Genomic DNA, 11,086 nt, shown 5'->3' with positions numbered 1-11,086 from the left:
TGCAGGGGGGACCCTGTGGGAGAGTAGGACGCCGCCGAACAATCATTCCAAAGAACCCCCCGATCCGTACGGATCGGGGGGTTCTTTGCGTTTCCCTTGACGTATCGTCAGAGCATGGACGATCAGGACGCGCAGCAGGAACGGGTCTACGAGGGAACGCCGGCGACCGGCGAGGGGGCGGTCGTCGCTCGCGAAGTGCTCCGGCCGGAGGCGCGCGACGGTGCGCTGCGCGTGCTGACGGAGGCCCAGGCGGTGGACGGCCGCGCCGCGGTCTCCGAGCAGGGGCGTCTGCGGCTCCGCTCCTCGGACACGGCCCGCCCGGGAGTCGTCCACTTCGTCCAGCGGGCAGCAGATCCGGCACAGCCGGTGGACGACGTCGTCGGCTACGCGCAGCTGGAACTCCCCCAGGGCGACCCAGCCGGGGCCAACCCGTCGGCCGAGCTCGTGGTGGCGCCGGCCGCCAGGGGCCGCGGCTTCGGCCGCCCGTTGCTGGACGCCGTACTGACCGAGGCACATCGGGCCGGCCGCGAACACGTCGACGTCTGGGTGCACGGCGGGCACCCGGCGGCCCGCCACCTGGCCGGGAAGTACGGCGCCGAGCTGGTCCGCGAGCTGCGGCAGATGCGCCGCACCGGTCCGCAGACCGAGGCGGTCGCCCTCCCGGACGGCATCGAGCTGCGGACCTTCCGCCCCGGCGAGGACGACGCCGAGTGGCTGCGGCTGAACGCGCTGGCCTTCGCGCACCACCCGGAGCAGGGCTCCTGGACCGAGCAGGACCTCGCGGACCGGCTGGCCGAGCCGTGGTTCGATCCGGCGGGCTTCTTCCTCGCGACCCGCGGCGGCCGGGCGGTCGGCTTCCACTGGACCAAGGTGCACCCGGCGGCCGCCACCGAGCCGGCCCTCGGCGAGGTGTACGTGGTCGGCGTGGACCCGGCGGAGCAGGGCAGCGGCCTCGGCCGGGCGCTGACCGCGGCCGGCCTGCGTCACCTGACCGGCGGCGGACCGGGCGAGCGAGGGCTGGAGACGGTCCTGCTCTACGTGGATGCGGACAACCCGGCCGCCGTGCGCGTCTACGAACGACTGGGGTTCACCGTCCACGAGGTCGACCTGATGTACCGCGTCCAGTACCGCGGGCCCGCGGCAGCCCAATGAGACCGGCCGAATGAGACCGGCCGAATGAGACCGGCCGAGCGACCCCGCGCGCCGGTGTCGTACCGCGACCGGGCCGCCACCCGATCGCAGTAGGGTTGATCGCGCGCGGGTACCCGTCGGCAGGCACGGAACCACGGTCCGGCGCGGCGCCGGGGCGGCATAGCGGACAGTCGGGGCCGAAGCAACGGGTGGGCTGCCAAGCCCCGGCTCCGACCGATTCAGCTTTCCTCCTGGCCATGCGGTGTTTACCGTGGATTCAATTGCTGCCGCGAAGATCACAGGATGAAGTCCGTAGTGTCTCGCTCGTGCAGCGTCGGCGACGCCTGCCGGCCGGTCCCGTGTTGACCGCGCCGGGCGGGTGGGCGTTGGCGCTGGGCGAGGACGACGGCCCGCAGAGCCTTTCCCGTCCGGACGCCGTCCTGCTGGAGGAGCTGGAGCCCATGAGCATCCCCCGCCCTGTCTCTGCCCCGCTGTCCCCTCCGGCCCGGATGTCCAGTGCGCTGGGGATACCGCCGGAGCTTCCGGCCGCGGACGACGAGTTGTTCGACGAACTGCCCCAGGGCCGGTTCCTGGACCGCGAGCGCAGCTGGCTCGCGTTCAACGAGCGGGTGCTGGAACTGGCGGAGGATCCGCAGATCCCGCTGCTGGAGCGGGCCAAGTTCCTCGCGATCTTCGCGAGCAACCTGGACGAGTTCTTCATGGTCCGAGTGGCCGGCCTGAAGCGCCGGATCGCCACCGGAGTGGCCCAGCGAAGTGCCTCCGGCCTCCAGCCGCGCGAGGTGCTGGACCTCATCTGGACCCGTTCGCGCGAGCTGATGGCGCGGCACGCCGCCGCCTGCCAGCAGGAGGTCCTGCCGGACCTCGCGAGCGAGGGCATCGAGCTGGTCCGCTGGCCCGAGCTGGCCGAGAAGGAGCAGGCCCGCCTGCACACCCTGTTCCGGCAGAAGATCTTCCCGGTGCTCACCCCGCTGGCGGTGGACCCGGCCCACCCGTTCCCCTACATATCGGGACTCTCCCTCAACCTCGCCGTGGTGGTGCGCAACCCGGTCTCCGGGCACAAGCACTTCGCCCGGGTGAAGGTGCCGCAGTCCCTGGCCCGCTTCCTGGAGGCCTCCCCCCAGCGCTACGTGCCGCTGGAGGATGTCATGGGCGCCCATCTGGAGGAGCTCTTCCCGGGGATGGAGGTGCTCGCGCACCACGCCTTCCGGGTCACCAGGAACGAGGACCTGGAGGTCGAGGAGGACGACACCGAGAACATCCTCAAGGCCCTGGAGAAGGAGCTCATGCGGCGGCGCTTCGGCCCGCCGGTGCGGCTGGAGGTCGAGGAGTCGATCGACCCCTACATCCTGGACCTGCTGGTGCGGGAGCTGAACATCACCGAGGCGGAGGTCTTCCCGCTGCCCGGTCCGCTCGACCTCACCGGTCTGTTCGGCATCGCCGACCTGGACCGCCCCGAGCTGAAGTACCCGAAGTTCGTCGCGGGTACGGCGCGCGGTCTGACCGACGTCGAGTCGGCCTCGCAGCCGGACATCTTCGCCGCGATGCGCGAGCGGGAGGTCCTGCTGCACCACCCGTACGACAGCTTCTCGACCTCGGTGCAGGCCTTCCTGGAGCAGGCCGCGGGCGACCCGGACGTGCTGGCGATCAAGCAGACGCTGTACCGGACCTCCGGTGACTCGCCGATCGTGGACGCGCTGATCGACGCCGCCGAGTCGGGCAAGCAGGTGCTGGTGCTGGTCGAGATCAAGGCGCGCTTCGACGAGCAGGCCAACATCAAGTGGGCCCGCAAGCTGGAGGAGTCCGGCTGCCACGTGGTCTACGGCCTGGTCGGGCTGAAGACGCACTGCAAGCTGTCCCTGGTGGTCCGCCAGGAGGGCGACACCCTGCGCCGCTACTCGCACGTCGGTACCGGCAACTACCACCCGAAGACGGCCCGGCTGTACGAGGACATCGGGCTGCTGACCTCGGACCCGCAGGTCGGCGCGGACCTCTCGGACCTCTTCAACCGGCTCTCCGGCTACTCGCGCCGCGAGTCCTACCGGCGGCTGCTGACCGCGCCGCGCGGCCTGCGGGACGGGCTGATCTCCCGGATCCACAACGAGATCGCCCATCACCGGGCCGGCCGTCCGGCGTTCGTGAAGATCAAGGTCAACTCGATCGTCGACGAGGCCGTGATCGACGCGCTCTACCGGGCCTCCCAGGCCGGGGTACCGGTGGACGTCTGGGTGCGCGGGATCTGCGCGATCCGCCCGGGTGTGCCGGGGCTGAGCGAGAACATCCGGGTGCGCAGCGTCCTCGGGCGGTTCCTGGAGCACTCGCGGATCTTCGTCTTCGGCAACAACGGGGACCCGGAGGTGTGGATCGGCAGCGCCGACATGATGCACCGCAACCTGGACCGCCGGATCGAGGCGCTGATGCGGATCACCGACCCGGCGCACCGGGCCGAGCTGTCCGGGCTGATCGACCTGGGAGTGTCGGACGAGACCGAGTCCTGGCACCTCGGGCCGGACGGCGCCTGGACCCGTCACGCCCAGGACGCCGAGGGCAAGCCGCTGCGACACGTCCAGGACCTGCTCATCGACTCGCGTCAGCGCCGCCGCGCCGCCACCGCCCGCTGACCGCGAGCCGCCGCCACGACCCATGGAGCGACCCACCGGGGCGAGCCGCCGACACGGGCCGCCCAGCGTCGGGATCCGCTGCGGCGGTCGGCCACCAGCCCCGGGGGACGGCTCCGGGGGAACGGGGATCTACCTAGTCATGACCGATGCGCCGATGACGGCCCAGACGGCCTCTACCGCGACCGCCGGGGACATCCTCTCCAGCCATCTCACGGCCCAGGCCGGGGCGTTCCTGCGGGCGCTGCCGATGGCCGTGGGCGAGGTCGGCGCCAGACCGGGGGCGGCCGTCGTCCCGTCCACCGGTACGGCCGGACTGCTGCGGGCGGTACGGCGGATCGGCGGGCTGCTGCACACCTTCGGCGGGTCCTTCGACCAGGCCTGGGCGCAGGAGTCGCGCACCGAGCTGCGCTGGCTGCTGAACCTGCTGGCGCTGGAGCCGGGGTACGTCCGCCGGTCGGCCCGGCTGCTGGGCGCGCTGGACGCGCTGACCGGCAGCGAGGCGGACGGTCCCGGCATGCTGGCCGGCCACGCCGGGGCGCCGAAGGCGCGGGCGCTGCTCGACCGCCAGCTGACGCTGGCCCGGACCAGGGCGCACTCGACCGTGCTGCAGGAGCTCCGTTCGGCGCGGCTGCACGCGCTGGCGGACCGGATGACGCTGCTGGTCGCCGAGGCGCCGCTGCTGGAGACGGCGGACGGCCGGGCCGGCGCGGTGCTGCTGCCGCAGGCGGCGACGGCGTTCGGCGCGCTGACGGCGAGCGCCCAGCAGCTGCCGCTGCGGCGGGCGGCCACCCCGTACGGCGGGGACGGTCTGCGCCGGCTCGGCGCGGTGCCGGCGGCCCGGGGCGCGATGGACGCCGACGCGGCGCTGGCGGCGGACGACGCGCCGTGGCACCGGGTGCGGATCCTGGTGAAGCGGGCCCGCTACGCGCTGGAGGTGTGCGGCCTTCCGGCCGCCGAGCTGGACGCGCTGGACGAGGTGCTGCGCCGGCACCAGGAGGCGGCCGACGCGGCGGTCACCGCGGCCACGGCGGCGCGGACGCCGAGGATCACACCCGCGACCGCCTACGTGCTCGGCGTGGTGCATGCTGATCAACGACTGGAGGTGGAGGCGGCACGGTACGCCTTCGGCCGCCGGTGGCCCGAACTCCCGCCGGGCCTGGACGGCTGGCTGGAGATCCCCCCTGCCGAGGGCTGGGGGTACACCCCCGCACCCCGGACGGCATGACGTGCACGACCGCCTGAGCACCGAGCGGGCCCACGGCTCGACCATCAGCAGCCCGCGGCCCGGGCGGGGGCCGGTGGTGCTGGCCGCCGGAGCGGTGCTCTGGCTGCCGGGGCGCCCGAAGAAGAGCGGCCGGCTCGGGCGGCCGCGGATCGCGCTGATCCACCGCCCCAAGTACGACGACTGGAGCCTGCCGAAGGGCAAGCTCGACCCGGGGGAGGGCGTGGTCGAGGCGGCGCTGCGCGAGGTGCGCGAGGAGACCGGGTTCTCCTGCGTGCTGGGGGACGAGCTGCCGACGCAGCACTACCTGGCGCAGGGGCGGCCGAAGGAGGTCCGGTACTGGGCGGCGGTGCCGGCGGCCGGGGAGTTCCGGCCGAACCGGGAGGTGGACCGGCTGGAGTGGCTGCCGGCGGGGAAGGCCAGGGCCAGGCTGACGCACGAGCGCGACCGGGTGCTGGTGGACGCGCTGCTCGGGATGCTCGGCGCGCGGCCGGTCCGGTCCTCGTAGCCGGGCCCGCCCTCCTGGCCGGACCGGTGACGGAACGTCGGCAGTGATCTTCCCGCGCCCTGCTCGTGACGCAACCGTTACTACCTGACGTAGTTTCCTGTCATCCGTCCGAGGTTCACTCCCCGTTCACTTCCGACCGGCTGACGTGTCACTTACCCGGCTTAACTTCGGGGTTACCGGAGGGCCGCACGGGCCCCGGACCACAGCAAAACCCGCGCCCCGCCGACCTCGTACGGTCCGCGTGCCGGGCAATGCCACAGAAAGGGACACCCCTGTGAAGCTCCAGCGGAACGGCCGCTCCAAGGCCCTCGCCATCGGTGCCATGGCGCTCGTCAGCTCGCTGTCGCTCGCCGCCTGCGGTTCGGACGAGAACAACACCAACGCGTCCGGCGGCAGCGGCTCCGCCTCGGCTCCCGCGATCGCCTGTGGCAGCAAGCCCGCCGCCCTGATCTCCGCGGGTTCCACCGCGCAGGGCAACGCGATCGACGTCTGGAAGAACAACTTCGGCGCCGCGTGCTCCGGCTCCAGCATCAACTACGGCGGCGGCGGCTCGGGCGCGGGTGTCCAGCAGTTCAACCAGGGCAAGATCCAGTTCGCCGGTTCCGACTCGCCGCTGAAGCCGGCCGAGGTCGAGGACAGCAAGAAGGTCTGCACCGGTGGCCAGGGCATCAACCTGCCGCTCGTCGCGGGTCTGATCTCGATCGTCTACAACGTGGACGGCGTCGACAACCTGGTCCTGGACGGCGCGACCACCGCCAAGATCTTCGACTCGCAGATCACCAAGTGGAACGACCCGGCGATCGCCGCGCTGAACCCGGGCGCCAAGCTGCCGGACGCCGACATCCAGGCCGTCCACCGCACGGACGACTCGGGCACCAACGAGAACCTGACCAAGTACTTCGCCAAGGTCTCCAACGGCGCCTGGAGCTACCCGGCCGCCAAGGCCTGGGCCGGCAAGGGCGGCCAGGGCGCGAACGGCTCCGCCGGTGTCGCGGCCCAGGTGAAGCAGGTCAAGAACTCGATCAGCTACGCCGAGCTGTCCTACGCGCAGAGCAACAACCTGAAGAGCGCCGCGATCGCCACCGGCGCCTCCAAGCCGGTCGAGGCCACCGCCGCCAACGCCGCCACCACCTTCGCCAAGGCGAAGATCGCTGGCACCGGCAGCGACCTGGCGCTGACCCTCGACTACGGCACCAAGGAGGAGGGTTCCTACCCGATCGTCCTGGTCACCTACGAGATCGTCTGCGACAAGGGCAACAAGGCCGAGACCCTCGACGCGCTGAAGGCGTTCCTGACCTACGCCGCCAGCGACGCCGGTCAGAAGGCGGTCGGCGACACCGGCTACGTCGCGCTCCCGAAGGAGCTGACGGACAAGGTCAACGCGGTCATCCCGACCCTGGCCTGATCCAGCCCGACCTCCGGCGGAGCGGCCCCGTGGACGAGGGGGCCGGGGCCGCTCCGCCGGACAGCACGACTTCGCCATGAGCACGTCCGGGGCACCGCCGCCAGGGTGCCGCCCCCTCGGGGCAGCACCACCAGACCGGAGTAGACCACATGACTTCATCCTCCCCTGCCGCCCCGCGAGGCAGGGAACGCCGCAAGCGTGACAGCCGGCTCGGCGACAAGATCTTCATGAACGCCGCCCGTGGGTCGGGCATCCTGCTGCTGGTCATCATGGCCGCCATCGCAGGCTTCCTGACCTGGCGCGCGGGCATCGCGCTGAGCAAGAACGAGGGCAACTTCCTCACCACCTTCGAGTGGACGCCGGACGCCGCGAAGCCCGTCTTCGGCATCGCCGTCCTGGCGTTCGGCACCATCATCAGCGCGGCGCTCGCGATGGCGATCGCCGTCCCGGTGGCCATCGGGATCGCGCTGTTCATCTCGCACTACGCGCCGCGCCGGATCGCCCAGCCGTTCGCCTACCTGGTGGACCTGCTGGCCGCCGTGCCCAGCATCATCTACGGCCTCTGGGGCGCGCTCTTCCTGGTGCCGCACCTCTACGGGCTGACCAGCTGGCTGGACGAGTACCTCGGCTGGACGTACGTCTTCGACCAGTCCCGGGTCGGCACCGTGCCGCGCACGCTGTTCACCGTGGGCATCCTGCTGGCCATCATGATCCTGCCGATCATCACCGCGGTGACCCGGGAGGTCTTCCGGCAGGTGCCTCGGATGCACGAGGAGGCGGCGCTCGCGCTCGGCGCGACCCGCTGGGAGATGATCCGCACCGCGGTGCTGCCGTTCGGCCGCCCCGGCATCATCTCGGCCTCGATGCTCGGCCTCGGCCGTGCGCTCGGCGAGACCATCGCGGTCGCGGTGGTGCTCTCCTCCAACAACGTCCTCTCGCTCCACCTGCTCGACCCGGGCGGTGGCACCTTCGCGCAGAACATCGCGCTGAAGTTCGCCGAGGCCCAGCCCTTCGGCCGGGACGCGCTGATGGCCTCCGGCCTCGTCCTGTTCGTGATCACCCTCGTGGTGAACGGTGCCGCGCGGCTGATCGTCGCCCGCCGCAAGGAGTACTCGGGGGCCAACGCATGAGCGCCGCGACCACGTCCGTTCCGGCGGACACCCGCCCGGTCGGCCGCCCGCTGACCTCCAACCGCCTGCCCAGGTGGACCCCGGCCGCCGTCGCCGCCGGCTCGATCGCGCTCGGCTGCGGGATCGGCGCGGTCGGCGGGCTGGAGAGCCACCTGCAGTGGGGCCTCATCTCGGCGCTGCTGTTCCTGGGGATCAGCTACGGGCTCGCCGCCCGGGTCGAGGGCCGCCGCCAGGCCAAGGACCGCTTCGCCACCTCGGTGGTCTGGGTCGCCTTCATCCTGGCCGTGGTGCCGCTGGCCGCGCTCACCATCTACACCGTCCAGCAGGGCGCGGAGGTGGTGAACGGCAACTTCCTGACGCACTCGATGAAGGGCGTCCGCTACTCGGGCCCCGGCGGCGGCATCTACCACGCGCTGATCGGCACCATCGAGCAGGTCCTGCTGGCCACCGCGATGGCCGCCCCGATCGGTCTGCTGACCGCCGTCTACCTGGTCGAGTACGGCCGGGGCCGGCTCGCCAAGGCGGTCACCTTCTTCGTCGACGTCATGACGGGTGTCCCGTCGATCGTCGCCGGTCTGTTCATCCTGTCCCTGTGGAACATCGCCCTCGGCTTCTCCTACTCGGGCTTCTCGGGCTCCCTCGCGCTGGCGATCCTGATGATGCCGGTCGTGGTCCGTTCCACCGAGGAGATGCTGAAGCTCGTCCCGAACGAGCTGCGCGAGGCGTCGTACGCCCTCGGCGTGCCGAAGTGGAAGACCATCCTGCGGATCGTCCTCCCCACCGCGATCGGCGGCATCACCACCGGTCTGATGCTCGCGGTCGCCCGCATCACGGGCGAGACCGCCCCGGTGATGATGCTGGTCTTCGGCGCGGACTTCATCAACAGTGACCCGTTCAACGGGCCGCAGCAGTCGCTGCCGATGTACATCTGGCAGCAGTACGCGGTGGTGAACAACGACTACGGCTACGCCCGTGCCTGGGGCGCGGCGCTGGTGCTGATCGCCTTCGTGATGGGGCTCAACCTCATCGCCCGGGGCATCGCACGCTGGCGTTCGCCCAAGGGCGGACGCTGAGCGCCCGACTGACGTACGACCCAGAATTCATTAGCGGCCCCCGGCCGCGGGCGAGAGAAGTAACGATCATGGCCAAGCGCATCGACGTCAGCGGACTGTCCGCCTTCTACGGCACCACCAAGGCCATCGAGGACATCTCGATGAGCATCGAGCCCCGCTCGGTGACGGCCTTCATCGGCCCCTCGGGCTGCGGCAAGTCCACCTTCCTGCGGACCCTCAACCGGATGCACGAGGTGATCCCCGGCGCCCGTGTCGAGGGCAAGGTGCTCCTGGACGACGAGAACCTCTACGGCTCGCACGTCGACCCGGTCGCCGTCCGCCGGGCGGTCGGCATGGTCTTCCAGCGGCCGAACCCGTTCCCGACGATGTCGATCTACGACAACGTGATCGCCGGGCTGAAGCTCGCGGGCGTCCGCAAGAAGTCCGTCCTGGACGGCGTGGTGGAGAAGTCCCTCAAGGGCGCCAACCTGTGGAACGAGGTCAAGGACCGGCTGAACAAGCCGGGTGCCGGCCTCTCCGGCGGTCAGCAGCAGCGCCTCTGCATCGCCCGCGCCATCGCGGTCGAGCCGCAGGTCCTGCTGATGGACGAGCCCTGCTCGGCGCTCGACCCGATCTCCACCCTCGCCATCGAGGACCTGATCGGCGAGCTGAAGTCCCAGTTCACGATCGTGATCGTGACGCACAACATGCAGCAGGCGGCCCGCGTCAGCGACCGCACCGCCTTCTTCAACCTCGCCGGGGTCGGCCAGCCGGGCAAGCTGATCGAGCTGGACGACACCCAGCGGATCTTCTCCAACCCGTCCGTGCAGGCGACCGAGGACTACATCTCCGGCCGCTTCGGCTAGACCGCCCGGAGCCAGAGCTGCTTCGTGGTGCTGCATGGCGGTGCCGCCGCGAAGTATGAGGAAGGGCCCGCCCCCGAGACGTGGGGGCGGGCCCTTGCCATGTCCGCCGGCGCGTCCTGCCCGGCCCGGGGCGTCAGCCCCAGAACAGGTGGACGAACCAGTACATCAGCGCCGCGACGATCGCGGCGGCCGGCATCGTGATGAACCAGCCGAGCACGATGTTCTTCGCGACGCCCCAGCGGACCGCGCGGATCCGCTTGGTGGCGCCCACGCCCATGATCGCCGAGGTGATCACGTGGGTGGTGGAGATCGGCGCCTTGAAGACGAACGAGGTGATGTACATGACCGTCGAGGCGGTGGCCTCGGCGGCGAAGCCCTGCGGCGGGTCCAGCTCGATGATCTTGCGGCCGAGGGTCCGCATGATCCGCCAGCCGCCCGCGTAGGTGCCCAGCGAGAGCATCGTGGCGCAGGAGATCTTCACCCAGACCGGGATGTCACTGCTGTCGTGGTGGCCCGAGATGGTGAGCGCCATGACCACGATGCCCATGGTCTTCTGGGCGTCCTGCAGACCGTGCGCGAGGGCCATGGCGGCGGCCGACGCGGTCTGCGCGACCCGGAAGTTGCGCTTGGCGCGGTGCGGGTTGGCCCGCCGGAAGATCCACAGGATCGCCAGCATGACCAGGTAGCCGCCGACCAGGCCGACGATCGGCGAGACGATCATCGGGATGACGATCTTGTCGAGGACGCCGCTCCAGATCACCTCGGTGCCGCCGGCCAGGGCCGCCCCGACCATGCCGCCGAACAGCGCGTGGGAGGAGGAGGACGGCAGGCCGAAGTACCAGGTGACCAGGTTCCAGGCGATCGCGCCGACGAGGGCGGCGAACAGGATCGCCATGCCCTGGTTGCCGGTCGGGGTGGCGATGATGCCCTTGGAGACAGTGTGCGCCACGCCGCTGCCGAGGAAGGCGCCGGCCAGGTTCATCACCGCGGCCATCGCGAGCGCGGCCCGCGGGGTGAGGGCCCGGGTGGAGACCGAGGTGGCGATGGCGTTCGCGGAGTCGTGGAAGCCGTTGGTGTAGGTGAAGAAGAACGCAACGCCGAGGACGGCGATGAGTGCAGCCAGGTCCACGGGG

Annotated in this window: 9 protein-coding genes; 8 read left to right on the top strand and 1 reads right to left on the bottom strand. The window is 71.2% G+C overall.

The window, feature by feature from the left end:
* Nucleotides 1-114: 114 nt before the first annotated feature.
* From mshD to pstB, 8 genes are all read left to right on the top strand, one after another.
* The gene (gene mshD / locus ACIF6L_RS36690; RefSeq protein WP_396488926.1) at nt 115-1,152 is read left to right on the top strand and encodes a mycothiol synthase; all 1,038 of its coding nucleotides are present in this window, start codon (nt 115-117) and stop codon (nt 1,150-1,152) included.
* Nucleotides 1,153-1,592: 440 nt separating this feature from the next.
* Nucleotides 1,593-3,770, top strand: a complete 2,178-nt coding sequence (locus ACIF6L_RS36685; RefSeq protein WP_359803871.1) for an RNA degradosome polyphosphate kinase — start codon at nt 1,593-1,595, stop codon at nt 3,768-3,770.
* A gap of 139 nt (nt 3,771-3,909) precedes the next feature.
* Nucleotides 3,910-4,995 (top strand): CHAD domain-containing protein, encoded by a 1,086-nt coding sequence (locus ACIF6L_RS36680; RefSeq protein ID WP_359803857.1) that lies wholly within the window; start codon nt 3,910-3,912, stop codon nt 4,993-4,995.
* Between the two features lie 43 nt (nt 4,996-5,038).
* Complete coding sequence (locus ACIF6L_RS36675; protein ID WP_380385525.1) at nt 5,039-5,500, top strand: NUDIX hydrolase; 462 nt, start codon at nt 5,039-5,041, stop codon at nt 5,498-5,500.
* A gap of 274 nt (nt 5,501-5,774) precedes the next feature.
* Nucleotides 5,775-6,905 carry a phosphate ABC transporter substrate-binding protein PstS gene (pstS, locus tag ACIF6L_RS36670; protein WP_359803856.1) on the top strand — a complete coding sequence of 377 codons (1,131 nt, stop codon included), beginning with the start codon at nt 5,775-5,777 and terminating at the stop codon, nt 6,903-6,905.
* Nucleotides 6,906-7,054: 149 nt separating this feature from the next.
* A complete protein-coding gene (pstC, locus tag ACIF6L_RS36665; RefSeq protein ID WP_329489082.1) occupies nt 7,055-8,035 on the top strand; it encodes a phosphate ABC transporter permease subunit PstC in 981 nt (326 codons plus the stop codon).
* Complete coding sequence (gene pstA, locus ACIF6L_RS36660) at nt 8,032-9,108, top strand: phosphate ABC transporter permease PstA (protein WP_329489083.1); 1,077 nt, start codon at nt 8,032-8,034, stop codon at nt 9,106-9,108. The genes pstC and pstA overlap by 4 nt, the downstream gene beginning before the upstream one ends.
* 68 nt (nt 9,109-9,176) lie before the next feature.
* A complete protein-coding gene (gene pstB, locus ACIF6L_RS36655; RefSeq protein ID WP_329489084.1) occupies nt 9,177-9,953 on the top strand; it encodes a phosphate ABC transporter ATP-binding protein PstB in 777 nt (258 codons plus the stop codon).
* A gap of 133 nt (nt 9,954-10,086) precedes the next feature.
* On the opposite strand, the gene ACIF6L_RS36650 is transcribed toward pstB, so the two are convergent.
* Complete coding sequence (locus ACIF6L_RS36650; RefSeq protein WP_352293704.1) at nt 10,087-11,082, bottom strand: inorganic phosphate transporter; 996 nt, start codon at nt 11,080-11,082, stop codon at nt 10,087-10,089.
* Between the last annotated feature and the right edge of the window lie 4 nt (nt 11,083-11,086).

The sequence above is a fragment of the Kitasatospora sp. NPDC086009 genome (assembly GCF_044540385.1).
Lineage (GTDB): Bacteria > Actinomycetota > Actinomycetes > Streptomycetales > Streptomycetaceae > Kitasatospora.
The sequence above is the reverse complement of the archived record's forward strand: the minus strand, read 5'-3'. Positions and strand labels throughout refer to the sequence as shown.